Source organism: Pseudomonas sp. NMS19W (genome assembly GCF_051554255.1).
Lineage (GTDB): Bacteria > Pseudomonadota > Gammaproteobacteria > Pseudomonadales > Pseudomonadaceae > Aquipseudomonas > Aquipseudomonas kribbensis.
Genome location: NZ_CP136718.1, coordinates 776,987 through 803,272, shown reverse-complemented (window position 1 = coordinate 803,272; position 26,286 = coordinate 776,987). Strand labels below are relative to the sequence as shown.

The 26,286-nt window shown below is 58.7% G+C and carries 22 protein-coding genes, 2 tRNA genes and 3 pseudogenes; 4 read left to right on the top strand and 23 right to left on the bottom strand.

The window, feature by feature from the left end; genetic code table 11:
• Window positions 1-12: 12 nt before the first annotated feature.
• The 10 genes and pseudogenes from nusA to rlmE all read right to left on the bottom strand — a co-directional run bounded on the left by nusA (window position 13) and on the right by rlmE (window position 8,585).
• Window positions 13-1,494: a transcription termination factor NusA gene (gene nusA / locus R1A29_RS03485; protein ID WP_217831039.1), complete on the bottom strand. Its 1,482-nt coding sequence runs from the start codon at window positions 1,492-1,494 to the stop codon at window positions 13-15.
• Between the two features lie 47 nt (window positions 1,495-1,541).
• A complete protein-coding gene (rimP, locus tag R1A29_RS03480; RefSeq protein WP_065260004.1) occupies window positions 1,542-2,000 on the bottom strand; it encodes a ribosome maturation factor RimP in 459 nt (152 codons plus the stop codon).
• A gap of 138 nt (window positions 2,001-2,138) precedes the next feature.
• Window positions 2,139-2,215 (bottom strand) — tRNA-Met (locus tag R1A29_RS03475).
• Between the two features lie 97 nt (window positions 2,216-2,312).
• Window positions 2,313-2,398, bottom strand: a tRNA-Leu gene (locus R1A29_RS03470).
• Between the two features lie 22 nt (window positions 2,399-2,420).
• Window positions 2,421-2,804 (bottom strand): preprotein translocase subunit SecG, encoded by a 384-nt coding sequence (secG, locus tag R1A29_RS03465; protein ID WP_011332406.1) that lies wholly within the window; start codon window positions 2,802-2,804, stop codon window positions 2,421-2,423.
• A 12-nt stretch (window positions 2,805-2,816) separates the two neighbouring features.
• Window positions 2,817-3,563, bottom strand: a pseudogene (gene tpiA, locus R1A29_RS03460) (triose-phosphate isomerase); the annotation flags it as partial.
• Between the two features lie 65 nt (window positions 3,564-3,628).
• Window positions 3,629-4,966, bottom strand: coding sequence for a phosphoglucosamine mutase (gene glmM, locus R1A29_RS03455; protein WP_438300665.1), 1,338 nt, complete (start codon window positions 4,964-4,966; stop codon window positions 3,629-3,631).
• A 16-nt stretch (window positions 4,967-4,982) separates the two neighbouring features.
• Window positions 4,983-5,834 (bottom strand): dihydropteroate synthase, encoded by an 852-nt coding sequence (gene folP, locus R1A29_RS03450; protein ID WP_248744004.1) that lies wholly within the window; start codon window positions 5,832-5,834, stop codon window positions 4,983-4,985.
• Between the two features lie 8 nt (window positions 5,835-5,842).
• A complete protein-coding gene (gene ftsH, locus R1A29_RS03445; protein WP_085711849.1) occupies window positions 5,843-7,753 on the bottom strand; it encodes an ATP-dependent zinc metalloprotease FtsH in 1,911 nt (636 codons plus the stop codon).
• A 202-nt stretch (window positions 7,754-7,955) separates the two neighbouring features.
• Window positions 7,956-8,585, bottom strand: coding sequence for a 23S rRNA (uridine(2552)-2'-O)-methyltransferase RlmE (gene rlmE / locus R1A29_RS03440; RefSeq protein WP_085711850.1), 630 nt, complete (start codon window positions 8,583-8,585; stop codon window positions 7,956-7,958).
• A 101-nt stretch (window positions 8,586-8,686) separates the two neighbouring features.
• Between rlmE and R1A29_RS03435 the strand changes: the two genes are divergently transcribed.
• Entirely contained in the window at window positions 8,687-8,995 is a 309-nt protein-coding gene (locus tag R1A29_RS03435) for a YhbY family RNA-binding protein (RefSeq protein WP_011332401.1), read from the top strand.
• A 9-nt stretch (window positions 8,996-9,004) separates the two neighbouring features.
• On the opposite strand, the gene R1A29_RS03430 is transcribed toward R1A29_RS03435, so the two are convergent.
• The 8 genes and pseudogenes from R1A29_RS03430 to grpE form a co-directional block, all read right to left on the bottom strand.
• Window positions 9,005-9,409, bottom strand: a complete 405-nt coding sequence (locus tag R1A29_RS03430; RefSeq protein WP_085711851.1) for an MFS transporter — start codon at window positions 9,407-9,409, stop codon at window positions 9,005-9,007.
• Between the two features lie 28 nt (window positions 9,410-9,437).
• Window positions 9,438-9,914: a transcription elongation factor GreA gene (greA, locus tag R1A29_RS03425; protein WP_085711852.1), complete on the bottom strand. Its 477-nt coding sequence runs from the start codon at window positions 9,912-9,914 to the stop codon at window positions 9,438-9,440.
• Window positions 9,911-13,132, bottom strand: coding sequence for a carbamoyl-phosphate synthase large subunit (gene carB / locus R1A29_RS03420; protein WP_438300664.1), 3,222 nt, complete (start codon window positions 13,130-13,132; stop codon window positions 9,911-9,913). Before carB ends, greA begins: the two co-directional genes overlap by 4 nt.
• Window positions 13,133-13,258: 126 nt before the next feature.
• Window positions 13,259-14,395 carry a glutamine-hydrolyzing carbamoyl-phosphate synthase small subunit gene (carA, locus tag R1A29_RS03415; RefSeq protein ID WP_085711854.1) on the bottom strand — a complete coding sequence of 379 codons (1,137 nt, stop codon included), beginning with the start codon at window positions 14,393-14,395 and terminating at the stop codon, window positions 13,259-13,261.
• A gap of 257 nt (window positions 14,396-14,652) precedes the next feature.
• Window positions 14,653-15,459, bottom strand: coding sequence for a 4-hydroxy-tetrahydrodipicolinate reductase (dapB, locus tag R1A29_RS03410; protein WP_085711855.1), 807 nt, complete (start codon window positions 15,457-15,459; stop codon window positions 14,653-14,655).
• Window positions 15,460-15,468: 9 nt separating this feature from the next.
• Window positions 15,469-16,593: a molecular chaperone DnaJ gene (gene dnaJ, locus R1A29_RS03405; RefSeq protein WP_249485688.1), complete on the bottom strand. Its 1,125-nt coding sequence runs from the start codon at window positions 16,591-16,593 to the stop codon at window positions 15,469-15,471.
• A 296-nt stretch (window positions 16,594-16,889) separates the two neighbouring features.
• Window positions 16,890-18,807, bottom strand: a pseudogene (dnaK, locus tag R1A29_RS03400) (molecular chaperone DnaK).
• 102 nt (window positions 18,808-18,909) lie between these two features.
• Complete coding sequence (grpE, locus tag R1A29_RS03395; protein WP_085685597.1) at window positions 18,910-19,479, bottom strand: nucleotide exchange factor GrpE; 570 nt, start codon at window positions 19,477-19,479, stop codon at window positions 18,910-18,912.
• A 240-nt stretch (window positions 19,480-19,719) separates the two neighbouring features.
• Here grpE and recN point away from each other — a divergent pair, with 240 nt between their 5' ends.
• Window positions 19,720-21,393, top strand: a complete 1,674-nt coding sequence (gene recN, locus R1A29_RS03390; protein ID WP_438300663.1) for a DNA repair protein RecN — start codon at window positions 19,720-19,722, stop codon at window positions 21,391-21,393.
• Window positions 21,394-21,468: 75 nt separating this feature from the next.
• Here recN and fur read toward each other — a convergent pair whose 3' ends face one another.
• A complete protein-coding gene (gene fur, locus R1A29_RS03385) occupies window positions 21,469-21,873 on the bottom strand; it encodes a ferric iron uptake transcriptional regulator (RefSeq protein WP_064119476.1) in 405 nt (134 codons plus the stop codon).
• Window positions 21,874-21,970: 97 nt separating this feature from the next.
• On the opposite strand from fur, the gene R1A29_RS03380 reads away from it, so the two are divergent.
• Window positions 21,971-22,498: an outer membrane protein assembly factor BamE gene (locus R1A29_RS03380; RefSeq protein WP_085711859.1), complete on the top strand. Its 528-nt coding sequence runs from the start codon at window positions 21,971-21,973 to the stop codon at window positions 22,496-22,498.
• Between the two features lie 58 nt (window positions 22,499-22,556).
• Here R1A29_RS03380 and R1A29_RS03375 read toward each other — a convergent pair whose 3' ends face one another.
• From R1A29_RS03375 to R1A29_RS03365, 3 genes and pseudogenes are all read right to left on the bottom strand, one after another.
• The gene (locus tag R1A29_RS03375) at window positions 22,557-22,871 is read right to left on the bottom strand and encodes an RnfH family protein (RefSeq protein WP_085711860.1); all 315 of its coding nucleotides are present in this window, start codon (window positions 22,869-22,871) and stop codon (window positions 22,557-22,559) included.
• Window positions 22,864-23,298: a type II toxin-antitoxin system RatA family toxin gene (locus R1A29_RS03370; protein ID WP_003221509.1), complete on the bottom strand. Its 435-nt coding sequence runs from the start codon at window positions 23,296-23,298 to the stop codon at window positions 22,864-22,866. The genes R1A29_RS03375 and R1A29_RS03370 overlap by 8 nt, the downstream gene beginning before the upstream one ends.
• 7 nt (window positions 23,299-23,305) lie before the next feature.
• Window positions 23,306-24,708 (bottom strand): annotated as a pseudogene (locus R1A29_RS03365) (sodium-dependent transporter).
• 119 nt (window positions 24,709-24,827) lie between these two features.
• Here R1A29_RS03365 and smpB point away from each other — a divergent pair.
• Window positions 24,828-25,310: an SsrA-binding protein SmpB gene (smpB, locus tag R1A29_RS03360; RefSeq protein ID WP_007953781.1), complete on the top strand. Its 483-nt coding sequence runs from the start codon at window positions 24,828-24,830 to the stop codon at window positions 25,308-25,310.
• A gap of 50 nt (window positions 25,311-25,360) precedes the next feature.
• On the opposite strand, the gene R1A29_RS03355 is transcribed toward smpB, so the two are convergent.
• Window positions 25,361-26,128: an FCD domain-containing protein gene (locus R1A29_RS03355; RefSeq protein ID WP_438300662.1), complete on the bottom strand. Its 768-nt coding sequence runs from the start codon at window positions 26,126-26,128 to the stop codon at window positions 25,361-25,363.
• Window positions 26,129-26,286: the final 158 nt, after the last annotated feature.

The following is a 26,286-nucleotide window of genomic DNA, read 5'->3' as shown; positions in this document are numbered from 1 at the left end:
GGCCGCGCCTAATTACTCGAACCAGTGGGCTCGGGCGGCCATGATCAACTTGCCGGCACGATCATCGTCAATGCCGTCGATGTCGAGCAGGTCGTCAATAGACTGCTCGGCCAGGTCTTCGCGGGTAATTACGCCGCGCACCGCCAGCTCCATCGCCAAATCCTTGTCCATACCCTCAAGCGAGAGCAGGTCTTCGGCCGGATGGGCGTCTGCCAGCTTTTCCTCAGTAGCGATGGCTTTGGTCAACAAGCGATCCTTGGCACGAGCACGAAGCTCGTTGACGATGTCTTCGTCAAAGCCGTCGATGTTGAGCATTTCTTCCAACGGTACGTAGGCAATCTCTTCCAGGCTGGTGAAGCCTTCGTCGACCAGCACCTGCGCCAGCTCTTCGTCGACTTCCAGCTCGTCGATGAAGTTGCGCAGGATGTCGCCGGTTTCCGCTTGTTGCTTAGCCTGGATGTCCGATTCGGTCATCACGTTCAGGGTCCAGCCAGTCAGCTGGCTCGCCAGACGCACGTTCTGACCACCACGACCGATGGCCTGAGCCAGATTGTCTGCGCCAACAGCGATGTCCATGGCGTGGGCATCTTCGTCAACGATGATGGCCGCCACTTCTGCCGGCGACATGGCATTGATCACGAACTGCGCCGGATTGTCGTCCCACAGGACGATGTCGACACGCTCGCCACCCAACTCGCCCGACACGGCCTGGACGCGCGAACCGCGCATACCGATGCACGCGCCCTGCGGGTCGATGCGCTTGTCCTTGGAGCGGACGGCGATCTTGGCGCGCGAACCCGGATCACGGGAAGCGGCCATGACTTCGATGAGGCCTTCGGCGATTTCCGGCACTTCGATACGGAACAGCTCGATCAGCATTTCCGGTGCGGTACGCGACAGAATCAGCTGCGGGCCACGGTTCTCGGTGCGGATTTCCTTGAGCAGCGCACGCAGACGCACGCCAACACGGAAGGTTTCGCGAGAAATGATGTCTTCACGAGCCAGCAACGCTTCAGCGTTATTGCCCAGATCGACGATCACGTTGTCGCGGGTCACTTTCTTCACGGTGCCGGAGATGATTTCTCCCAGGCGCTCGCGATAAGCGTCGACCACTTGAGCGCGCTCGGCTTCGCGCACTTTCTGCACGATGACCTGCTTGGCGGTCTGCGCAGCAATGCGGCCGAATTCGATGGATTCGATCTTTTCTTCGACAACGTCACCAACCTTGGCACCAGGATGCGTTTCAGCAACCTTGCTTGGCCAGGTCTCGATGGCCGGATCATCGAGATCATTCTCTTCGACGACCGTCCAGCGACGGAAGGTTTCGTAAGAACCGGTGTGGCGATTGATTTCCACACGCAGATCAACTTCGTCTTCAAAACGCTTTTTGGTAGCAGTGGCCAGAGCCAGCTCCAGCGCTTCAAAAATTACGCCTGCCGGTACGCCCTTTTCATTGGATACCGACTCAACAACCAGCAGTACTTCTTTGCTCATCGTACGCCTCGCCTTTCGCAAGCCATTGGATCCGCGGGATCCGCGTCTCAGTCAAAACTGGGAATAATGTTGGCCTTGTCGATCATATCGATCGGCAACAGGAACTCATGGTCATCTACCTGCACCACAACATCCTGTTCTTCTACACCGCGCAGAAGGCCCTGAAAGTTGCGTCGTCCTTCAAAAGGCGAGCGCAACCTGATCTTTACTTGTTCACCGGCAAATTTGGCAAACTGCTCAAGAGTGAACAGTGGGCGTTCCATGCCAGGCGAGGAAACTTCAAGGGTGTATTCAACGGAAATGGGATCTTCAACATCCAGCACACCGCTGATCTGACGGCTGACGATGGCGCAATCGTCCACCAGCACGCCGCCTTCCTTATCGATATAAACGCGCAACATTGAGTGACGACCTTGAGCCGAGAACTCAATACCCCAGCATTCATAGCCCAGGGCCACGACCACCGGGGCCAGCAAGGCCTGCAACTCTTCTAGCTTGCTCGACACCTGAACCCCCTCGTGCATGTATGTGCATGCTTTGCAAAATAAAAAAATGGGCGAAACGCCCATCCTTGAAACGCCGTCGAACAGCGGCGTTGAAAGTGTCCAGCTAACAAAAAGCCCCTTAAAAGGGGCTCCTTAAACTGGTTGCGGGGGCCGGATTTGAACCGACGACCTTCGGGTTATGAGCCCGACGAGCTACCAGACTGCTCCACCCCGCGACAAAGCTGGGGCGGAAGTATACGACCGATCCCTGACAGGGTCAATGTAACCTTCCACCTGCAAGAAAGCCCGCAACAGCGGGCTCTCCTGACTAATTGGTACCGAGAAGGGGACTCGAACCCCTACACCCTATGGGCACAACCACCTCAAGGTTGCGTGTCTACCAATTCCACCACCTCGGCAATACTACGTTTGAAACCCTTCTTACTTCTGCTCTTGAGCTGGAGGCACGTCAGTCGCTGGAGTAGCCGACTTTTGCTCTTGAAGCACCGGTACATCATCAGAAGCCGGTTGTTGCTTTGGAACTTCCAACACTGCCGGATTTGGCAAACCTGCTTGAGTCAGCTGATGAGCCTTCTCTTTAGCAAAGTATCCTAACCCCAAGCTGGTTATGAAGAAACCGGCGGCAAGTATAGCAGTAAACTTACTAAGAAAGGTAGAGGAACCTTGGCTTCCGAACACAGTATTTGAAGCACCTGCTCCGAAAGACGCGCCAGCGTCCGCACCCTTACCCTGCTGCAGCAAAACCAGAGCAACTACGCCCAATGCACCCAGCAGATGAAAAACGACTACGACTGTTTCCAGCATTTTTTCAGTTTCCGCGGCGCGACAGATCGCACCGAACTCATCTGCATTCAGGAAAGCTCCACCAATGAGCCCCCCATCGATATCCGGCATGCCGAACAGTTCGACCGCATTGGCCGCCTTCACGCTGCCGCCGTATAGAAGCCGCACATTTCGCGCGACTTCAGAATTCTCTGCCGCCAACTGCTCGCGAATGGCTTTATGCACATCCTGAGCCTGCTGCGGCGTTGCAGTCAGCCCGGTACCAATGGCCCAGACCGGCTCGTAAGCGATCACTGCATTGGCAAAAGCACCTACACCCAGCTCCTCGATGATACTGCCCAGCTGACGCCCGACAACCTCAAGAGTCTTTCCGGCTTCGCGCTGCTCCAGGGTTTCCCCTACACACAACACCGGAATCAAGCCACATGCCTGTGCCGCTGCGAACTTGCGATTCAGCATTCCGTCTCGCTCGCCCATGATCTGGCGGCGTTCGGAGTGCCCGACAAGCACCAGGGAACAACCTGCATCCACCAACTGACTCGGTGCAATTTCACCGGTCAACGCACCCTGCATCGATTCCACCGCAGAATTCTGCGCGCCGACCGAAATCGACTTTCCTTTCAAGCCATCAATCACTTGATTGATATGCAGGCAAGGCGGGAATACCGCGACATCAACACCGCTTGGCAAGGCCAGATGACGAAGGCCATTGATCAGCTCAGCGACGCTGGCGCGGGTACCGTGCATCTTCCAGTTACCAGCTACCATAGGGCGACGCATGCTGTACCTCGTCGGTCAAAGTGGGCGCAGATGTTACCCAACACAATCATGGCTGGCAAGCCGTATCAGGCAGAAACTTCAGTTACCAGTTTTGCCAGTTCTTCGGCATAGCTGCGAACCTGGGTTTCGTCCTCGCCTTCGACCATGACACGCACCAGAGGCTCCGTCCCGGACTTGCGCAAAAGCACACGCCCACGCCCCGCCATTGCCTCGGTCACACGCTTGCTGGCTTCCTTGACAGCCGGGTGATCGAGCGGACTGTCGCCACCGCCGAAACGGACATTGATCAACACCTGAGGGCACTTGCGCAACGCCTGACGGGTTTGCGCCAGACCTTCGTTTCGGGCTTTCAGCGCCATCAACACCTGCAGGGCCGCGATGATCGCGTCACCTGTCGTGGTGTGATTGAAGCAGACGACATGCCCCGAGTTCTCGCCACCAACCTGCCAGTTACGCTCCAGCAATTCGGCAATCACATAACGGTCGCCGACGTTCGCACGCACGAAAGGAATACCCAGATCCGCCAGAGCCAGCTCCAGACCAAGATTGCTCATCAGCGTGCCGACCACGCCACCCTGCAATTTGCCACGCTCATGCAGGTCACGGGCAATAATGAAGATCAGCTCGTCACCATCGACTATCGCACCGGTATGGTCGACCATTAGCACGCGGTCACCGTCGCCATCGAACGCGATCCCCAGATCAGCGTGCTCGGCAAGCACCGCCGCCTGCAACGGCCCCATATGAGTGGAGCCGCAGTTGTCGTTAATGTTCAGCCCGTTCGGTTGCGCGGACAGCACGACGACCTCGGCACCCAGCTCGCGGAATACGCTCGGCGCGACTTTATAGGTTGCCCCGTGCGCACAATCGATCACGATCTTGAGACCGGCAAAACTGGTGTTGGTCGGCACACTGCTTTTGCAGAACTCGATGTAGCGGCCGGAGGCATCGTTGATTCGCGATACCTTGCCGATCTTGCTCGACTCGACAACGGTCATTGGCGTATCGAGCAACTCCTCGATCATCAGTTCGAGCTCGTCCGGCAATTTGGTGCCCCTGCCGGAGAAAAACTTGATGCCATTGTCATCGTGCGGGTTGTGCGAAGCACTGATCACGATACCGGCTTCAGCCTGGAAGGTACGCGCCAGATAAGCAATGGCAGGCGTCGGCATTGGGCCGAGCAACATGACATCGGCGCCTGCCGATGTCAGGCCGGCTTCCAGCGCCGATTCGAACATGTAGCCGGAAATTCGCGTGTCCTTGCCGACGAGCACCTTGCAGGCACCCATTTTTCGGAATGCCATACCCGCAGCCCAGCCGAGCTTGAGCATGAAGTCAGGAGTAATCGGGTATTCACCGACACGACCACGAATGCCGTCGGTACCAAAGTATTTCTTGCTCATAAGTGCTCCATCATTCTTATTCGGCTGATTCCACGGCCGCGATCATGCGCACGACATCCACCGTTTCTGCCACATCATGGACGCGCAATATACGTGCGCCTTTGACCGATGCCAGTGCGGCCAGGGCCAGACCACCGTACAGACGTTCGCCCACCGGGCGGTTCAGGGCCTGTCCGATCATGCTTTTTCGCGAAACGCCCACCAGCAGAGGTCGCCCCAATGCATGGAGGGCTTCCATGTGCCTGAACAAGCTTAGATTGTGCTGAAGGGTTTTGGCGAAACCGAAGCCAGGATCGAGGATGATCCGTTCGGCGGGTATGCCGACCGAGGCGCATCGCTCCATACGCTCGGCGAGAAACTCCCCCACTTCACGAGTCACATCCTGATAGTGCGGATTGTCCTGCATGTTGCCGGGCTCTCCCAGCATATGCATCAGGCAGACTGGCAATCCGGTGGCCGCAGCGGCATCCAGTGCACCGTCACGCTGCAACGAACGCACATCATTGATCAGGCCCGCCCCCAGACGCGCAGTTTCCCGCATGACAGCCGGAGTGGATGTATCGACCGAAATGATCACATCGAGTTCGCGATTGATCAGCTCGACGATCGGCGCCACTCGCTCAAGCTCCTCGAGTGGAGAAACCGCACGAGCGCCAGGACGGGTTGACTCTCCTCCAACATCGATCAGCGTCGCACCGGCCAACACCATTGCCTCGGCATGACGCAGGGCCGCATCAAGCTGGCTGTATCGGCCACCATCGGAGAAGGAATCGGGAGTGACATTGAGAATGCCCATGACATGCGTCCGGGCCAAATCAAGAACCCGGTTGCCGCAAGGCAACCGGGTCAGGGACTGTACAGAAGTCATTTCAAACCTTAAACGTCAGCAGCCGGACCGCCAATCGGTGTTTCCGGACGCTCATCCTGAACCACCGGAGGAGGCGTGCCAGTGCCGGTGCCGCCCGACCAGTCACGAGGTTCGCGAGGCGTGCGACCCGCCATGATGTCGTCGATCTGTTCAGCATCGATCGTCTCGTACTTCATCAAGGCATCTGCCATGGCATCGAGCTTGTCACGATTGTCGGTCAGGATCTGCTTGGCGGTGCCGTAGCACTGATCGATGATGCTGCGCACTTCCGAGTCGATCAGCTTGGCCGTTTCGCCCGAGAAACTAGCGTTCTGACCGCCACCACCACGACCGAGGAACACCTCGCCCTCTTCTTCCGCATACATCAACGGACCGAGTTTTTCAGACAGGCCCCACTTGGTCACCATGTTCCGTGCAATCTGGCTGGCACGCATGATGTCGTTGGAGGCGCCAGTGGTCACACCGTCGAAGCCCAGGGTCATTTCCTCAGCGATACGGCCGCCGTACAGCGAGCAGATCTGGCTGATCAGCGCGCGCTTGGACAGGCTGTAACGATCTTCTTCCGGCAGGAACATTGTCACACCCAACGCACGACCGCGCGGGATGATCGACACCTTGTAGACCGGATCATGCTCGGGCACAACGCGACCGACGATAGCGTGACCCGCTTCGTGGTAGGCAGTGTTCTGCTTTTCTTTCTCGGACATGACCATGGATTTGCGCTCGGCGCCCATCATGATCTTGTCTTTGGCCAGTTCGAATTCCTTCATCTCGACGATGCGCTTGCCGGCACGGGCAGCGAACAGCGAAGCCTCGTTGACCAGGTTGGCCAGGTCAGCACCGGAGAAGCCCGGAGTACCACGCGCAATAACGGCCGGAGCAACGTCGTCACCCATTGGCACTTTACGCATGTGCACCTTGAGGATCTGCTCGCGACCACGGATGTCCGGCAGACCGACCACTACCTGACGGTCGAAACGGCCCGGACGCAGCAGCGCCGGGTCCAGCACGTCAGGACGGTTGGTTGCAGCGATGACGATGATGCCGTCATTCATTTCGAAGCCGTCCATCTCCACCAGCAACTGGTTGAGAGTCTGCTCGCGCTCGTCGTGACCGCCACCCATGCCGGCGCCACGATGGCGACCAACGGCGTCGATCTCGTCGATGAAGATAATGCAGGGTGCGTGCTTCTTGGCCTGTTCGAACATATCGCGAACACGGCTTGCACCGACACCGACGAACATTTCGACGAAGTCGGAACCGGAGATGGTGAAGAACGGCACCTTGGCTTCGCCGGCAATCGCTTTGGCCAGCAAGGTTTTACCGGTGCCCGGAGGACCAACCATCAGCACGCCGCGAGGAATGCGACCGCCCAGGCGCTGGAACTTGCCCGGATCACGGAGGAACTCGACCAGCTCACCAACTTCTTCCTTGGCTTCGTCGCAACCGGCAACGTCAGCCAGGGTGGTTTTCACCTGATCTTCGGACAGCAGACGCGCCTTGCTCTTGCCAAAGCTCATCGGCCCGCCCTTGCCGCCCGCACCGCCCTGCATCTGGCGCATGAAGAACATGAACACCGCGATGATCACCAGGATCGGGAAGCTGGCTACCAGAAGCTGGGTCCAGATGCTTTGCTGCTCAGGCTGCTTGCCTTCGACCACAACGTGATTGTCGACCAGATCGCCGATCAGGCCATTGTCCTGGATTGCCGGACGAATGGTCTTGAAGCTGTCGCCATCGTTGCGCTTGCCGGTAATCACGTAGCCGTCGACGGCCACGCGCTCGACCTTGCCATCCTTGACCTGCTGGATGAAGTCGGAATAGTTGAGGGTCTGCGGCTCGTTAGGGCTGGAGAAGTTGTTCATCACCGTCACCAGGACAGCCGCGATGATCAACCACAGGATCAGATTCTTTGCCATATCGTTCAATTAACTACCCTCTGAAGCAAGCTCCGCTACTGGCGCGCGCTTCGCATGATATTCACCGGCCTAACTTACTACATTACCTACAGCTCTGGCAGGCGCCGTCTGTAACCCTTTGTGAAACACTTTCTACACAATATTCGCTTATGCATGCAGGGCGAAATACGAAAAACCTATCACCCCGCCAAAAAACCTCGTTTTACTCGCTGCGACCTCGATAACCCCAAGCCAGCATGTATTGCTCGCGGGAACTGTCGCGGGAAGAGTCCGGCTTGATCATCTGGACCTTGTCGAATTTCCGACGAGCGTCCTTCAGGTAAACATCGAACCCTTCGCCCTGAAAAATCTTGATCAGGAAATTACCGCCCGGCTTGAGAATCCGCTCGGCCAGGTCAAGCGCCAGCTCGCAGAGAAACATGGCTTTCGGCATATCTACGGCAGGCGTACCACTCATATTGGGGGCCATATCGGAAATCACAAGGTCCACCTGTGAATTACCCACCGCCTCAAGGATTTGAGCGAGCACTTCATCCTGAGTGAAATCCCCCTGAATGAAGGTCACGTCCGGAATGCTGTCCATTTCCAGGATGTCCGAGGCAATCAGACGCCCCTGGCCACCGATCAGCCGGCTGGTGACCTGAGACCAGCCGCCGGGCGCCGCGCCCAAGTCGACCACGCTCATGCCTGGACGGATCAGTTTGTATTTCTCCTGGACTTCCAGAAGCTTGTAACTCGCACGCGAGCGGTAGCCATCCTTCTGCGCCTGCTTCACATAAGGATCGTTGACATGTCGTTTCAGCCAACCAAGGCTTGTCTTGGAACGCGCCATTGGGCACCTCGTTGATTAGGGTCGTGATTAATTGGGCGGATCCACGAGCCCTCGGGTAAAATGGCCGCCATTTTACAGAATCCAGACGAAAGGGTCAGATTATGCCGCTCACTCCAGAGCAGAAGAAACAGTACAAATCCATCGGCCACCACCTCAAACCAGTTTTGACGGTAGCTGACAACGGTTTGACTGAGGGTGTTTTAGCCGAACTCGAACGCGCATTGGCGGATCACGAGCTGATCAAGATCAAGCTCAACATCCTCGATCGCGAGGCGCGCCTGGCGTCCGTTGCAGAGCTGTGCAAGGTCGGCAAGGCCGATCTGGTTCAGGTCATCGGCAAGATGGCACTGATTTATCGCAAGAACTTCAGCGTCAACAAGCAGCTGTCGAACGTCCATCGCTTCAAGTGATGGCAAGGGTCAAGGGTGTGCTTCGCGCACCCTGCCACTCCACCCCGGCACCGGTTGCAACACCAGTACCAGTCCGGAAAAGCCCAGAACAAGATAACTGAACACCTGCCAGCGCTGCGCATCCGGCCAGCCGACACGCACTGCGACATACATCGCACTCGCATACAACGCCATCAGCAGCACTTGCCCGCGAAAATCCCGCCATAGACTGGCAAGGCCTTCGGCCCGTACCAGCACCAAAGCCTGAAAAACCACACACACGGCAGCAAAACCCACCACCGGCACTTCGAACGCACTGGCGACTTCGTCGATCAGCAGCGGTGCCAGGCCAATCTGACCCAGCACCGGCCGCAGACCAAGGTGCACCAGCCATAATCCGCCGACCCACAACATCTGGGTCAGTTGCCAGAGCATGGCGCCCGCATGCAGCGGGCGCCCTGTTTCAGATGTGACGGACTTCGACAATCTCATACTCGATATCGCCGCCCGGCGTTTTCACGACGACCGTGTCGCCCTCTTCCTTGGCAATCAAGGCGCGGGCGATCGGCGAGCCGACCGAAATCTTGCCGAGCTTGATGTCCGCCTCGTCTTCACCAACGATCTGGTAAGTCACGCTTTCATCGGTCTCGACGTTGGCAATTTCGACGGTAGTGCCAAAAATCACCTTGCCAGTGTGCGGAATGGTCGTCACATCGATGATCACGGCATTCTGCATGCGACCTTCGATGTCACGGATCCGCGCCTCGACCATGCCCTGCTGTTCGCGGGCGGCATGGTATTCGGCGTTTTCCTTCAAGTCACCCAACTCGCGGGCCGTACCGATGTCCTGACTGAGCTTCGGACGAACGACCTTGGTCAGATGAGCGTGTTCCTCTTCCAGGGCTTTCGCGCCCTGGACGGTCATTGGGTATTTATTCATGCCTTCAATCCTGCGTGTAGATCCTGCAAGCGGCGCACGGTCTTCTCGGGACCGAACTTCAGCGCTTCGCAGATGGCTTCGCCAGCAGCAATGGTGGTGGTGCAGTAGATCTTGTGCTGCAAGGCGTTACGACGAATGGAGTAAGAGTCGGCGATCGACTGACGACCTTCGGTGGTGTTGATGATCAGCGTGACTTCGTCATTCTTGATCATGTCGACCACGTGCGGACGACCCTCGGTCACCTTGTTCACGCGACGCACTTTCAGGCCTGCAGCCTCGATCAGCTTGGCAGTGCCGGCAGTGGCGACCACTTCGAAGCCCAAGTTGATCAGATCACGAGCCACACCTGCAACCAGAGGCTTGTCGTCATCACGTACGCTGATGAATGCGGTACCGCCGGTCGGCAGTACTTCGCTCGCACCCATCTGGGCTTTTGCAAACGCTTCGCCGAAGGTGTCGCCGACGCCCATCACTTCACCGGTGGACTTCATCTCAGGGCCGAGGATCGGGTCAACGCCAGGGAATTTGGCGAACGGGAACACCGCCTCTTTCACGCTGTAGAAGTTCGGGATGATTTCCTTGGTGAAGCCGATTTCCTTCAGGGTTTTTCCAGCCATCACGCGAGCCGCGATCATGGCCAGGGAAACACCGATGCACTTCGACACGAACGGTACGGTACGGGAAGCACGCGGGTTGACTTCGATGACGCAGATGTCTTCGCCTTGCAGCGCCAGCTGAACGTTCATCAGGCCGACCACGCCCAGCTCCAGGGCCATTTTCTTGACCTGTTCGCGCATCTCGTCCTGGATGTGCGCCGGCAGCGAGTACGGCGGCAGCGAGCACGCGGAGTCACCGGAGTGAACGCCCGCCTGTTCGATGTGCTGCATGATCGCGCCGATCACTACGTCCTTGCCGTCGCAGACCGCATCCACGTCCATCTCGATGGCGCAGTTGAGGAAGTGGTCGAGCAGCACCGGGCTGTCGTTCGACACTTGCACCGCGTCACGCAGGTAACGCTTGAGTTCTTCTTCCTTGTAGACGATTTCCATCGCCCGGCCGCCCAATACGTAGGACGGGCGCACCACCAGCGGGTAACCGATCTTCGCGGCAGCGCGAACGGCTTCGTCTTCGCTGCGCACGGTGGCGTTTGGCGGCTGACGCAGGTTCAGACGCTCAACCATCTGCTGGAAGCGCTCACGGTCTTCGGCACGGTCGATGGCGTCGGGGCTGGTGCCGATGATCGGCACGCCGGCCGCCTCGAGGGCACGAGCCAGTTTCAGTGGAGTCTGGCCGCCGTACTGGACGATCACGCCTTTCGGCTTCTCGACACGGCAGATTTCCAGCACGTCTTCCAGGGTTACCGGCTCGAAGTACAGACGGTCGGAAGTGTCGTAGTCAGTGGAAACGGTTTCCGGGTTGCAGTTGACCATGATGGTTTCATAGCCGTCTTCGCGCAGGGCGAGAGCGGCGTGTACGCAGCAGTAGTCGAACTCGATGCCCTGGCCGATACGGTTCGGACCGCCACCCAGAATCATGATCTTGTCGCGGCCGGACGGCGCGGCTTCGCACTCTTCCTCGTAAGTCGAGTACAGGTAAGCGGTGTCGGTGGCGAACTCGGCGGCGCAGGTATCGACGCGCTTGTAGACCGGGAACACTTCCAGCTTTTGACGGTGAGTGCGCAGGTTCTTCTCGGTGACGCCCAGCAGCTTGGCCAGACGCTGGTCGGAGAAGCCTTTGCGCTTGAGCTTGAACATCAGGTCGCGGTCGATAGCGGACAGACCGAGGGTCTTGACCTTCTCTTCGTCCTTGATCAGATCTTCGATCTGCACCAGGAACCACGGGTCGATCATGTTCATGCCGAAAATTTCTTCGACAGTCATGCCGGCACGGAAAGCGTCCGCCACGTACCAGATACGCTCGGCGCCCGGCACAGTCAGCTCGCGCTTGAGCACGCTCATGCTTTCCGGATTGCTCAGGTCGACTTTCTCGTCCAGACCGCAAACGCCCACTTCCAGGCCGCGCAGGGCTTTCTGCAGGGATTCCTGGAAGGTACGGCCGATGGCCATGACTTCACCAACCGACTTCATTTGAGTGGTCAGGCGAGCGTCAGCGTTGGCGAACTTCTCGAAAGCGAAGCGCGGCAGCTTGGTCACGACGTAGTCGATGGACGGCTCGAAAGACGCCGGGGTCTTGCCGCCGGTGATGTCGTTCGACAGCTCGTCGAGGGTGTAGCCGACTGCCAGTTTGGCCGCGACCTTGGCAATCGGGAAACCGGTGGCTTTCGAAGCCAGGGCCGACGAACGCGAAACACGCGGGTTCATTTCGATCACGACCATACGGCCGGTATTCGGGCAGATACCGAACTGAACGTTGGAACCGCCGGTCTCGACGCCAATCTCGCGCAGTACCGCCAGCGAGGCGTTACGCAGGATCTGGTATTCCTTGTCGGTCAGGGTCTGGGCTGGAGCCACGGTGATCGAGTCACCGGTGTGCACGCCCATCGGGTCGAAGTTTTCGATCGAGCAGACGATGATGCAGTTGTCCTTTTTGTCGCGGACAACTTCCATTTCATATTCTTTCCAGCCGATCAGCGATTCGTCGATCAGCAGTTCCTTGGTCGGCGACAGGTCCAGACCACGGGCGCAGATTTCTTCGAACTCTTCACGGTTGTAAGCGATACCGCCACCGGTGCCGCCCATGGTGAAGGACGGACGGATGATGCACGGGAAGCCCAGGCGCTCGAGCACCGCGTTGGCTTCTTCCATGCTGTGGGCGATACCGGAACGCGGGCATTCCAGACCGATGGCTTTCATCGCTTTGTCGAAACGCGAACGGTCTTCAGCCTTGTCGATGGTGTCGGCGTTGGCGCCGATCATCTCTACGCCGAACTTCTCCAGAACGCCTTCGCGCTCCAGGTCCAGGGCACAGTTCAGAGCGGTCTGGCCGCCCATGGTTGGCAGCACCGCATCCGGACGCTCTTTTTCGATGATCTTGGCAACGGTCTGCCATTTGATCGGCTCGATGTAGGTGGCGTCGGCCATGTCCGGATCGGTCATGATGGTGGCCGGGTTGGAGTTCACCAGGATGACGCGATAACCCTCTTCGCGCAGGGCTTTACAGGCCTGGGCGCCGGAGTAGTCGAATTCGCAGGCCTGGCCGATAACGATCGGGCCAGCGCCGAGAATCAGGATGCTTTTAATGTCTGTACGTTTTGGCATGGGTTTGTCACTCAAATCCGCAGGTCAGTCGGCAAGCCGTCTTGATCGATTTCTGAAGTCCCGAGGGGGCCGCCGGTTCCGGGGCCGCCCTCGAGGGGCTTCTCGCTACAGTCTCAAGGCGAGCGCTTAGCGTCGCTTGGCCATCTCGTTGATGAAGCGGTCAAACAGGGGGGCCACATCGTTCGGGCCCGGGCTCGCTTCAGGGTGACCCTGGAAGCTGAACGCGCTCTTGTCGGTGCGTTCGATGCCTTGCAGGGTGCCGTCGAACAGCGATTTGTGGATCGCGCGGACGTTGGCTGGCAGGGTCGCTTCGTCAACCGCAAAACCGTGGTTCTGGCTGGTGATCATCACAACGCCAGTGTCCAGATCCTGAACCGGGTGGTTGGCACCGTGGTGGCCGTGGCCCATTTTCAGGGTCTTGGCGCCGGAGGCCAGGGCCAGCAGCTGGTGGCCGAGGCAGATGCCGAACACCGGAATTTCGGTTTCCAGCACTTCCTTGATCGCCTTGATCGCGTAGTCGCAAGGCTCCGGATCGCCAGGGCCGTTGGACAGGAACACGCCATCCGGATTCAGGGCCAGCACGTCGGCCGCCGGGGTTTGCGCCGGCACCACGGTCACACGGCAACCGCGCTCGACCAGCATGCGCAGGATGTTGACCTTGACGCCGTAGTCGTAGGCAACCACGTGGTAAGGCAGCTCGGAGGCTTCGATGGTCGCGTGGCTGTCGGTTTTCAGATCCCAGACAGTGGAGCGCCATTCGTATTGGGTCTTGGTGCTGACGACTTTCGCCAGGTCCATGCCCTTCAGGCCCGGGAAGCCTTGCGCAGCGGCGATGGCTGCTTCTTCGGAGATGTTGTCGCCGGCCATGATGCAGCCGTTCTGTGCGCCTTTTTCACGCAGGATGCGGGTCAGGCGACGGGTGTCGATACCGGCGATTGCCACAACGTTGTTGGCTTTCAGGTAGTCGGACAGAGACATCGTGTTACGCCAGTTGCTCGCTACCAGCGGCAGGTCACGGATGACCAGGCCAGCGGACCAGACGCGATTGGACTCGGCGTCTTCCGGCGTGGTGCCGGTGTTGCCGATGTGCGGGTAAGTCAGGGTAACGATCTGTTGGGCGTAGGAAGGATCGGTAAGGATTTCCTGATAGCCGGTCATTGCGGTGTTGAACACCACCTCACCAACGGTCTGACCGTCGGCTCCAATGGCTTCGCCGCGAAAAATGCTGCCATCAGCAAGGGCGAGTATGGCTGGCTTAGTCAAGAAGACCTCCCGTAAATAACGCATGAAAGGGCAATCGCAGGTTGTAAAAAAGCGGAGTGACGTATGGACACGTCACCCCGCTTCTTCACTGAATTATTCTGCGCGCTTTTAGTGGACACACTAAAGCTGTAGCTTACAGAAAAAGGGATTTTTGGTCTACCGCCAATGAGCCCGAAAGGCCGGAGAATGCGACAGGGCGTCGCCAGGCGGAGCAAAACCGGCACAAACAGGGCGTTTGCGCCGGGTTCAAACAAGGTTCAACGCAGGTCGAGCACGTCCTGCATGTCGTAAAGACCCGGCTCGCGAGCATCCAGCCACAACGCTGCACGCACGGCACCCTTGGCAAACGTCATGCGGCTCGAAGCCTTGTGGGTGATCTCCAGGCGCTCGCCCTCACAGGCGAACAGCACCGTGTGATCGCCCACCACATCACCACCTCGAACAGTGGCGAAACCGATGGTTTCACGCTCACGCGCACCGGTGTGGCCTTCGCGACCATAGACCGCGACCTTCTGCAGATCACGATCCAGTGCACCGGCGATCACTTCACCCATGCGCAGGGCCGTACCCGACGGCGCATCGATCTTGTGACGGTGATGGGCTTCGATGATTTCAATGTCCGCATCATCACCCAGCACGCGAGCCGCCATGTCGAGCAGCTTCAGCGACAGATTGACGCCAACGCTGAAGTTGGCCGCGAACACGATCGGAATGTCCTTGCCCGCTTCGGCCAGCAACTGTTTCTGGGCAGCATCCAGCCCGGTCGTGCCGATCACCATCGCCTTGCCGGCCTTGCGGCAGAAGGCCAGGTTTTTCAGCATGACTTCCGGCAGGGTGAAGTCGATCAAGACATCGAACTCTTCCGCCACCGATTCCAGATTCCCGGACAACGGCACGCCGATTCGACCGAGCGAAGCCAGCTCACCGGCATCCACCCCGATCAGCGTACTGCCAGGGCGAACGATGGCCGCCGTCAAACCGGTCAGCGGCGCGCGCTGCTGCACGGCCTCGACCAGAATCTTGCCCATGCGCCCGGCGGCGCCCATCACAGCTATACGTCGCATGCCGACTCCTTAAAGATCGCCGAAGAAGCGCTTCACGCCATCGAACCAACCGGTGGTTTTCGGCGAGTGGCTGTTGTCGTCCGCCAGGGAGCTGCGGAACTCTTCGAGCAATTCACGCTGACGACGGTTCAGATTGACCGGAGTCTCGACCGCCACACGACACATCAGGTCGCCTGCACCACCGCCACGCACCGGCGCCACGCCTTTACCGCGTACGCGGAACTGCTTGCCGGTCTGAGTCCCCTCAGGGATCTTCAGTTTGACGCGACCGTCGAGGGTCGGGATTTCCAGCTCGCCACCCAGCGCCGCATCGACGAAGCTGATCGGCACTTCGCAGAACAGATGCTTGCCGTCACGCTGGAAGATCGCGTGCTCGCGCACGTTGATCACCACATACAGGTCGCCGGTCGGGCCACCCTGAGTACCCGCCTCGCCTTCGCCGGACAGACGAATGCGGTCACCGGTATCGACACCGGCCGGCACTTTGACGGAGAGGGTTTTGTATTCTTCAACGCGGCCGTCACCGTGGCAGGAGTCGCACGGATCGGAAATGATCTTGCCTTGCCCATGGCAGCGCGGGCAGGTCTGCTGCACCGAGAAGAAGCCTTGCTGCATGCGCACCTGGCCGATGCCGCCGCAGGTCGGGCACGTCGATGGCGACGAACCTTTCTTGGCGCCCGAACCATCGCATGGTTTGCAGTTGACCAGTGTCGGAACGCGGATATTCACGGTGGTACCGCGCACCGCTTCTTCCAGGTTCAGCTCCAGGGTGTAGCGCAAATCGCTGCCACGCTGGGCGCCACCACGGGAACCACCGCGACCACCACCGAAGAAGTCACTGAAGACATCACCGAAAATATCGGAGAAGTTCTGACCGCCGAAACCGGCACCGCCGCCACCCATGCTTGGGTCCACGCCGGCATGGCCGTACTGGTCGTACGCCGCGCGCTTGCTGGAGTCGGACAATACTTCGTAGGCCTCGTTGGCCTCTTTGAACAGCTCTTCCGATGCTTTGTCATCGGGATTACGGTCCGGGTGATGCTTCATCGCCAGACGGCGATAGGCCTTCTTCAGGTCTGCGTCGCTGGAGCCACGCTCAACACCCAACACTTCGTAATAGTCACGCTTTGCCATAAGTCTTTGCACTCTTAAGGACGTCCGGCAAACCCCTCCTGAGCTTCGCCAAACTCGTTGAGCCCCAATACAGGCCCGGACCCAACTCACGTCAATTCAACGATCCTGGTCTTTGATTCTTGCGGTACTTGCGGCGCGAAAAGCAGGAGCATTTCCGGCCATACCGCCAACACGCGAAGCTTGTCGCATGCTGTAAAAATTCGCGTATTCCAGATACGCCAACGCGGGAGCAAGCTCCCGCGCGGCGACATCCTACCAGTCAGTGCCCAAAGGCAGTCAACCGGCCGACCAACAACTTACTTGTGGTCTTTGACTTCTTCGAACTCGGCATCGACAACATCGTCAGCCTTTTTCAGCTTTCTCTGCGTGCGGTGCCGCGCCTTCGGCAGGCTGAGCCTGTTCGGCGTACATCTTCTGGGCAACCGGAGCCGAGACTTTCGACAGCTCTTCAACCTTGGCGTCGATGGCAGCCTTGTCGTCGCCTTTGACGGCGGCTTCCAGGGCAACCACAGCGGCTTCGATTGCAGTCTTCTCTTCTGCAGTCACTTTGTCGCCAGCGTCAGCGATCATCTTGCGAGTCGAGTGAACCAGTGCATCACCCTGGTTACGGGCAGCGGCCAGCTCTTCGAACTTGCGGTCTTCCTCGGCGTTCAGCTCGGCGTCGCGCACCATCTTCTGGATTTCTTCATCCGACAGACCGGAGTTGGCCTTGATGGTGATCTTCTGCTCTTTGCCGGTCGCCTTGTCTTTCGCGCCGACATGCAGGATGCCGTTGGCGTCGATGTCGAAGGTCACTTCGATCTGCGGAACACCACGTGGTGCTGGTGGAATCTCGGCCAGGTCGAACTTGCCCAGGGACTTGTTCTGTGCGGCTTGCTTGCGCTCACCTTGCAGGACGTGAATGGTCACGGCGCCCTGGTTGTCGTCGGCAGTCGAGAACACTTGCGATTTCTTGGTAGGAATCGTGGTGTTTTTCTCGATCAGCGCGGTCATCACGCCGCCCATGGTTTCGATACCCAGGGTCAGCGGGCTGACGTCGAGCAGCAGAACGTCTTTCACGTCACCAGCCAGAACGGCGCCCTGGATGGCAGCACCCATGGCAACGGCTTCGTCCGGGTTCACGTCTTTACGAGCTTCTTTACCGAAGAAATCGGTAACTGCCTTCTGCACCAGAGGCATACGAGTCTGGCCACCGACCAGAATCACATCGTCAATTTTGCTGGCGTCGATGCCGGCGTCTTTCAGAGCGATGCGGCATGGCTCGATGGTACGGTTCACCAGATCTTCAACCAGCGACTCGAGCTTGGCACGGGAGATCTTCACGTTCAGGTGCTTAGGACCGGTCGCATCTGCTGTGATGTACGGCAGGTTGACGTCGGTCGACTGCGAAGAAGACAGCTCGATCTTGGCTTTCTCGGCGGCTTCTTTCAGACGCTGCAGGGCCAGAGGATCGTTCTTCAGGTCCATGCCGGACTCTTTCTTGAACTCGTCGACGAGGTAGTCGATCAGACGCATGTCGAAGTCTTCACCACCCAGGAAGGTGTCACCGTTGGTGGCCAGCACTTCGAACTGGTGCTCGCCGTCAACTTCAGCGATTTCGATCACGGAAACGTCGAAGGTACCACCACCCAGGTCGTAAACGATCACGGTGTGATCGCCCTTGGCTTTGTCCATACCGTAAGCCAGAGCAGCTGCGGTTGGTTCGTTGATGATACGTTTTACGTCCAGACCGGCGATGCGACCGGCGTCTTTAGTCGCCTGACGCTGGCTGTCGTTGAAGTAGGCCGGAACGGTGATCACCGCTTCGGTCACTGCTTCGCCGAGGTAGTCTTCGGCGGTCTTCTTCATTTTCTTCAGGACTTCGGCGCTGATTTGCGGCGGAGCCATCTGCTTGCCGGAGGCCTCGACCCAAGCGTCACCATTGTTGGCCTTGACGATCTTGTAAGGCACCAGCTTGATGTCTTTCTGCACGACTTCTTCGTCGAAGCGGCGGCCGATCAGACGCTTCACCGCGAACAGTGTGTTGTGCGGGTTGGTCACAGCCTGACGCTTGGCGGACTGGCCAACCAGGATTTCGCCATCGTTGGCGTAAGCAATGATCGACGGCGTGGTACGCGCGCCTTCGGCGTTTTCAATAACTTTGGCTACGCCGTTTTCCAGCACGGAGACGCAGGAGTTGGTAGTCCCCAGGTCGATACCGATAATTTTGCCCATGTTCACTCTCCCGAAACTTTGGATTTGGTTGCCGCAGCAGTGGTGGCTAACTGCGGTAATACTTAAACGCTTGACTTCTAAATGGGGGCCTTCCGGCTAATTTCAAGCCTTCTCGTCAATCGAAGGCGAAACTGGCGCCGGCGCCTTGCTGACCACGACCATCGCCGGACGCAGCAGGCGACCGTTGAGCTGGTAGCCCTTCTGGAAAACTTTCAGAACGCTGTTCGGTTCCAGGTCAGCACTTTCCTGCATGGCCATTGCCTGATGTTCCACGGCGTTGAACGGCTCACCTTCCTGCGGGCTGACAGCTACAAGCTGATAGCGCTTGAGGGTGTCCTGGAACATTTTCAGGGTCAGCTCGATACCTTCGCGCATCGGACGGATGCTTTCGTCGTCCGGGCTCGACAGCTCGAGGCCGCGCTCCAGGCTGTCGACGATCGGCAGCAGGTCGCCGGCGAATTTTTCCAGCGCAAATTTGTGAGCTTTCTCTACGTCCTGCTCGGCACGGCGGCGGACGTTCTGCAGATCGGCAGCTACGCGCAGAGATTGATCCTGCGCGGCGGCCAATTGCTCTTCGAGCACTTGTACACGGGTCGCCAGGTCATCACCCGAAGCCTCGGGCGCCTGATTGGCTTCTGGATTTTGCGTATCTACTGTCTGTTCGTCAGCCATAGAATTCTCCTTTCAATATCGTCCGCGAGTTCGATTCGCGCTTCTGCCCCGGTATATGGGGCCGCAAAATCAGGCTTCAAGGGCTGACAATGATTAACCCTACAAAAAAGTGCTGCATTGTCATTCCCGGGCGCGATAAGCATTTGATCGGATCAAGCTAATCGAGCTAAGCGAGGGCATTGTCAGGCCGAAACAAAACACTGTATAAATAACCAGACCTAAAGCCTGGGAGCGGCCTTTATGCTGGTGCACCTGTCCGTACACAACTACGCCATCGTTGAACATCTCGATCTCGAACTCGATCGCGGGATGAGCGTGATTACCGGGGAAACCGGCGCCGGCAAGTCGATCATGCTCGACGCTCTCGGCCTGACCCTGGGCGACCGCGCCGACAGCGGCGTGGTGCGCCCGGGCGCCGACAAGGCCGATATCCTGGCGACCTTCGACCTGGCCGATATCCCAGAAGCCAGCGTCTGGCTGGCCGAGCGCGACCTGGAAATCGACGGCCCGTGCATCTTGCGCCGGGTCATCACCTCGGAAGGCCGCTCCCGTGGCTATATCAACGGCACGCCCTGCCCCCTCGGCGACCTCAAGGCCCTCGGCGAGCTGTTGATCGACATCCACAGCCAGCACGAACACCAATCCCTGCTCAAGACGGATACCCACCGTCGCCTGCTCGACGAGTACGCCGGCGCCACCGATCTGGCCCGACAGGTACAACTGGCCGCCCAGCGTTGGCGCCAGACCCGCCAGGAGCTGGAGCGCCTTTCCAACTCCGGCGACGAGCAACGCGCACGTCATCAACTGCTCAGCTATCAGCTCGAAGAACTGGAAAACCTCGGTCTCGGCGAGAACGAACTGGAAGACCTTGAGCAGGAACACAAGAACCTGACCAACGCCGAAACCCTGCTGGGCATCTGCCGGCAGGTGGTCGAGCAATGCAGCGAAAGCGATTCCGGCAATGTGCTGAATGCACTGACCGCCAGCCTCAATCGCCTGTCCAGCGTGAACAACTCGATCGGTGCCCTGGGCGAAGCCAGCAGCCTGCTGACCAGCGCGCAGATCCAGGTCGAAGAGGCTGTCGGCGAACTCAACCGCTTCCTCGACAACTTCGACGCCGATCCGGCGCGCCTGCAATATCTGGAAGAACGTCTTGATGCCATTTACACCCTGGCGCGCAAGCACCGGATCCAGCCGACCGAAGTCACGGAGATGCAGCAAAAACTGCTGGATGAAATCGAAACCCTGAATGCCAACGACGAATCCATCGAGCGCCTGGGCGAAGAGCTTGCTTCGTATGCCCGCCATTATCAGGAAAAGGCTCGTGAGTTGAGCGATCTGCGTCATCAGGCTGCGGGCAGTCTGGCCAGCGCAGTCGAACAGGAGATTCAACGCCTCGGCATGCCTGGAGGACGCTTCACCATCGAGTTGCGGCCCAACGCCAGCGGCGAACTCCTGCCCAACGGCCTCGAACAGGTCGAACTGCTGGTCAGCGCCAACCCTGGCCAGCCATTAAAGGCCTTGGCCAAAGTAGCCTCCGGCGGTGAACTTTCGCGGATCAGTCTGGCGATTCAGGTCATCACCGCCCAGACCTCACGCGTGCCGACGCTGGTATTCGACGAAGTGGACGTGGGCATCGGCGGACCGACGGCCGAGATTGTCGGCCAGTTGCTGCGACGCCTGGGCGAACGCGGTCAGGTCCTGACCGTTACGCACTTGCCGCAAGTGGCCGCGCAGGGCCATCAGCATTTATTTGTGCACAAGGTGCGGGGCGATCAGGCGACTCACACCGCCGTCTCGAAGCTGAGCAAAAATGACCGTATAGAAGAAGTCGCACGGATGCTCGGCGGCATCGATCTGACCAAAGAGTCTCTGGCACACGCCAAGAAGATGGTTGTAACCGCTAAGGTTTAAGCACGACAGAAAGCACGAAGGCGACCCTTGGGTCGCCTTCGTTCGTTTCGCGAACCTGAAATTCGCGCGACATGCTTACTTTTTCTTGCGTACGTACAGCACCAGGTTGTGATCCACCAACTCGACACCGTGCTCTTCGGCAATTGCCTTCTGGAGCTTTTCGATTTCGATGCTGACGAATTCGACAACCTCACCGGTTTCCACGTTGACCATATGGTCGTGGTGGCCACCGTCGGCCAATTCGAATACCGCGTGGCCACCGTCGAAGTTGTGACGGACCACGAGGCCAGCCGCTTCGAACTGGGTCAGAACACGGTAAACCGTGGCCAGACCGACGTCCTCGCCAGCTTCCATCAACGCCTTGTAGACGTCCTCGGCACTCATGTGACGCTGCTCGGTAGAGTCGAGCATTTGCAGGATCTTGACCCGTGGCAGGGTCACTTTGAGGCCGGCTTTGCGTAGTTCGCTATTTTCAACCATGGTCAGCTTTCTCGCGATGCTGCTTCGCAGCTTCTCTTAATGCGGGTATGATCGGCGTTTACGTTGTCCCAGCCAAGATAGTGGAAGTCGCCCACCGATGCAAAACACCAAGCTCTTGCTAACCAGTTTCACCTTTGTGGGACTGCTCGCACTCGCCGGTTGTTCATTCCCCGGGGTTTACAAAATCGACATCCAGCAGGGCAATGTCGTCACGCAGGACATGATAGACCAGTTACGCCCGGGAATGACCCGGCCGCAAGTACGGTTTATCATGGGCAACCCTCTGCTTGTCGACACGTTCCATGCCGATCGCTGGGATTATCTGTACAGCCTGCAACCTGGTGGCGGTGAACGCCAGCAGGAACGCATGAGTGTCATTTTCGACTCTAACGACCGCCTTGTCAGCCTGTCCGGTGACTTCATGCCGGGCGTGAGCCGTGACGAAGCCATTCTCGGCAAGGACAGTGGCACCAGCGTGACCGCTCCTGCCGAAAACGCCGAGAAGCCAAAACCGGAAAAACCGGTCAAGCCAGGTTCCTTGCTGGATCAGATCCAGAAGGACGTCGATGGTGTAGAAACCGTTCCGGTTCCGACACCAGAGCCGCTGGACACCTCGCCGCAATAATTTGCGATGCAAAAAAAACCCGGAAATTCCGGGTTTTTTTGCCTGCAGATCAGCGCAATCACTGTTTTCCGGCTTTAGCCTCGGCAGCCTTGGCAGCCCGCAATCGGCGCACCTCTTTCGGATCAGCCAGCAGCGGTCGGTAGATTTCCAGGCGATCCCCCGCCTGAACAACCCGCACATCCGGATCGGCAATCACTTTGCCGAAAATCCCGACCGGACAACCCGCCAGATCCAGCTCGGGAAAGTCGGCATCGATGCCGCTGGCCGACAGCGCAGCACGCACCGTCGAACCTTCTGCCACGCTGATCGTACGCAACACCTGACGATCAACCGCCGCATACACCACTTCTATTTCGATCACCGGCTCAACCATGCATCTGCTTGGCGCGCTGGCAGAATGCATCCACCAGAGTGTTCGCAGCCTGATTGAACAGCGGCCCGAGTGTGGCGCGAACCAGCGGGCCGGCATAGTCGAAGGACAGATCGAGGCTGATCTTGCAGGCCTTCTCGTTCAGCGCCTTGAACACCCAGACCCCGTGCAATTGATTGAACGGACCTTCCTCAAGGTTCATCTCGATCGACTGCCCCGGCACCAGGGTATTACGCGTCACGAAGTGCTGGCTGAGGCCGCCCTTGGCCACACCGACACTGGCGCGCATGTGTTCAGGCGAGCTTTCCAGGACTTCCGCAGACGAACACCACGGCAGAAACTCCGGATAACGCGCCACGTCATTGACCAGGTCATAGAGAAATTGCGCCGGATAAGGCAGCAGCGCTGATCGTTGAATATGTGTCGTCATGTAAGCGTCACTTCCAGAGCTGGGTGGCAAACACTACAAGAATGCCGATGGGCGCCACATAGCGCATCAAGAACAGAGACAGGGCGAACAGCGCCGGGCTGCGAATCGACAATTCGTCACGCACCGCTTCACGCCCCATCACCCAACCGGCAAACAGCACAAAGCACAGCCCGCCGAGCGGCAACATGATCCGCGAGGTGAAGAAGTCGATCACACCAAAGAAGTCCAGACCGCCTGCGGCACCCCATTGGTAGAGATGGAACATCCCGCCTTCGTTCACGAAAAATTTCGCTTCCTTCCAGATATTGAAGGAAAACACCGTGCCCAGGCCGACAAACCAGCAGGTAAACGCCAACCAGAATGTCACCCACGCACGACTGATTTTAGTCCGCTCGACCAGATAGGCGACCATCGGCTCCAGCAGGGAAATCGCCGAACTCCACGCAGCAATCGCCACCAGAACGAAGAACACCACGCCCATCAACTGGCCGAACAGCACGTTACCGAACGCAAATGGCAGACTGACGAACATCAGCCCCGGACCTTCGCTCGGGTTCAAACCGCCGGCGAATACAATCGGAAACAATGCCAGACCGGCCACCAGCGAAACGAAGGTATCGAGCAGCGCCACACCCACGACGGTGCCGGACAGCGAGGCTTCCTTGGTCATGTAGGCGCCGTAGATCATGATCGAGCCCACGCCAACGCTCAGGGAGAAGAACGCGTGCCCCATGGCCGGCAGCAAGCCGTCGAGAACTTTCTCCGGGTGGAAGTCGAACATGAAATGCACGCCTTCCATGAAGTGCCCGGTGGTCATGCTGTAACCCAGCAACACCAGCACCATCACGAACAGCAGTGGCATCATGATCCGCAGGCTGCGCTCAAGTCCGGCGACCACGCCTTTGGCGATCACCACCGCCGACAGCAGCATGAACACCGTGTGCCACAGCGTGATCCGCCACGGATCGGCGATGACATTACCGAAGTAGGCGCCCACCTGATCGGCCGTCGCCCCCTGGAAGTCCCCGCGCCCCATATCAATGATGTAATCCAGCGACCAGCCGCCGACCACACTATAGAAAGACAGGATCAGCAACGCCGTGATCATCCCGGCGAACGCGCCCCACGACCACTTGCCCGAGTGTCCGGCTTCGAGCGCCAGCACCTTCAGGGCATTCGCCGGACTCTGGCGTGCACGTCGGCCGATCAGGGTTTCCGCGAGCATCACCGGGATGCCGATCAGCGCGATACAGGCCAGAAACATCAGCACAAAGGCGCCGCCACCGTAGACCCCGACCATGTAGGGAATTTCCAGATGCTGCCCAGTCCCACGGCCGAACCGGTCGCGGCGAATATGAAAACCCAGCGGCTAGCCCAACTGCCGTGGACAGAAACCTTGTCTGTCGACATCGTTTATCACGCCCAAGCGTTAGAAAAAGAGGCCGCATTGTCCGGGATTCACTCAACCTGCTCAAGCACGCAGCATCACCGTAGCCGACAGCCGTTTATCTCCATATAATGCCGCCCCTATGGCTAAACAGAAGAAACACCCAACAGGGACCATCGCGCAGAACAAAAAGGCGCGACACGATTACTTCATCGAGCACAAGTTCGAGGCTGGTCTGGTCCTGGCCGGCTGGGAAGTAAAAAGTCTGCGGGCAAGCAAGCTGCAACTGGTCGACAGTTACGTCCTGCTCAAGGACGGCGAAGCCTGGCTGCTCGGCAGTCACATCACGCCGTTGATGACTGCCAGCACCCACGTCATCGCCGACCCGGTCCGCACCCGCAAGCTGCTGCTCAACCGCCGCGAGCTGGACAAGCTGGCCGCCGCCGTACAGCAGAAGGGTTACGCCTGCGTATGCCTGTCCTGGTACTGGAGCAAGCACATGGTCAAGTGCGAAATCGCTCTGGGCAAGGGCAAGAAGGAATACGACAAGCGTGATACCGAACGCGAACGCGATGCCGGTCGCGAATTGCAGCGAGCGGTGCGCAACAAGGGCAAGGAAGACTGACTTCTCTGCCTGAATGACCGTTCCCGCGCCCGGCACGGGAACGGTCATGCTTACATTCCCTTGCGCCGCTCGGCCCGAGCCATGCGCTGTACTTCCTGACGCACTTCTTCCAGCACTTCCTGCACATACAGAATGTGTCGGCTGGACACCTCACGCGCCTGCTCCGCACGCCCTTCGATAATCGCCTGATACAGTTCCCGATGCTGCGTGATCAGCATGTCGCGGGTTTCCGTGCGCTGCTTGTACATGCCGCCGATGTTGGTCACCACGTTGCGCTTGAGCAGGTCGAACAGCCCGCGAATGGTGTGCAGCAACACAGCGTTGTGGCTGGCCTCGGCGATGGCCAGGTGGAATTTCGCGTCCGCCGCGCCCTCTTCCGCCCGACTCACTTCGTCATGGCGCGAGTAGCAGTCCTGTAGCTCTTCGAACGCTACAGTCAGTCGCTCGCGATCCACATCCGTGGCACGCAATGCTGCGTAATAAGCGCACGATGCCTCCAGGGTGTGGCGAAATTCCAGCAGATCGCGCTGGGCTTCAGGATTGCTTTCCAGCAGTTGCAGCAAAGGATCGCTGAAGGTCGAGCCCAGACTTTCCACCACGTAATTGCCGCCGCCCTGCTTGCTGACCAGCAACCCCTTGGCTGCCAGTTTCTGGATCGCCTCACGCAGCGAAGGTCGGGAAACACCGAACTGCTCCGCCAATGTGCGCTCGGCCGGCAGGCGCTCGCCAGACTTCAGCGTGCCCTCGAGGATCATCCCCTCGAGCCGCTCGACAATATCGTCAGACAAACGGCGCTGACGTATCTGATCAAACCCCATCACTCAATTCTCCACGAGCCCGACCACTCGCCGGGCTCTCTATTCTGGCCTATCGGCGCGTTGCCGACACCTGCCAGATGAAACGCCCCGGACCGGATCAGATCGAGTCTGCACCGGTGATTCGACGAAAGTTTCAGGGCGGCAAATTGACACACCGA

Coding starts and splice junctions, on each gene's coding strand:
- R1A29_RS03435 (WP_011332401.1), top strand. CDS start 8,687: ATGCCGCTCACTCCAGAGCAGAAGAAACAGTACAAATCCATCGGCCAC.
- fur (WP_064119476.1), bottom strand. CDS start 21,873: ATGGTTGAAAATAGCGAACTACGCAAAGCCGGCCTCAAAGTGACCCTG.
- R1A29_RS03380 (WP_085711859.1), top strand. CDS start 21,971: ATGCAAAACACCAAGCTCTTGCTAACCAGTTTCACCTTTGTGGGACTG.
- R1A29_RS03375 (WP_085711860.1), bottom strand. CDS start 22,871: ATGGTTGAGCCGGTGATCGAAATAGAAGTGGTGTATGCGGCGGTTGAT.
- nusA (WP_217831039.1), bottom strand. CDS start 1,494: ATGAGCAAAGAAGTACTGCTGGTTGTTGAGTCGGTATCCAATGAAAAG.
- R1A29_RS03355 (WP_438300662.1), bottom strand. CDS start 26,128: ATGGGGTTTGATCAGATACGTCAGCGCCGTTTGTCTGACGATATTGTC.
- rlmE (WP_085711850.1), bottom strand. CDS start 8,585: ATGGCGCGTTCCAAGACAAGCCTTGGTTGGCTGAAACGACATGTCAAC.
- grpE (WP_085685597.1), bottom strand. CDS start 19,479: ATGGCTGACGAACAGACAGTAGATACGCAAAATCCAGAAGCCAATCAG.
- R1A29_RS03430 (WP_085711851.1), bottom strand. CDS start 9,409: ATGCTCTGGCAACTGACCCAGATGTTGTGGGTCGGCGGATTATGGCTG.
- greA (WP_085711852.1), bottom strand. CDS start 9,914: ATGAATAAATACCCAATGACCGTCCAGGGCGCGAAAGCCCTGGAAGAG.
- smpB (WP_007953781.1), top strand. CDS start 24,828: ATGGCTAAACAGAAGAAACACCCAACAGGGACCATCGCGCAGAACAAA.
- folP (WP_248744004.1), bottom strand. CDS start 5,834: ATGACTTCTGTACAGTCCCTGACCCGGTTGCCTTGCGGCAACCGGGTT.
- dapB (WP_085711855.1), bottom strand. CDS start 15,459: ATGCGACGTATAGCTGTGATGGGCGCCGCCGGGCGCATGGGCAAGATT.
- glmM (WP_438300665.1), bottom strand. CDS start 4,966: ATGAGCAAGAAATACTTTGGTACCGACGGCATTCGTGGTCGTGTCGGT.
- secG (WP_011332406.1), bottom strand. CDS start 2,804: ATGCTGGAAACAGTCGTAGTCGTTTTTCATCTGCTGGGTGCATTGGGC.
- carB (WP_438300664.1), bottom strand. CDS start 13,132: ATGCCAAAACGTACAGACATTAAAAGCATCCTGATTCTCGGCGCTGGC.
- R1A29_RS03370 (WP_003221509.1), bottom strand. CDS start 23,298: ATGACGACACATATTCAACGATCAGCGCTGCTGCCTTATCCGGCGCAA.
- recN (WP_438300663.1), top strand. CDS start 19,720: ATGCTGGTGCACCTGTCCGTACACAACTACGCCATCGTTGAACATCTC.
- dnaJ (WP_249485688.1), bottom strand. CDS start 16,593: ATGGCAAAGCGTGACTATTACGAAGTGTTGGGTGTTGAGCGTGGCTCC.
- ftsH (WP_085711849.1), bottom strand. CDS start 7,753: ATGGCAAAGAATCTGATCCTGTGGTTGATCATCGCGGCTGTCCTGGTG.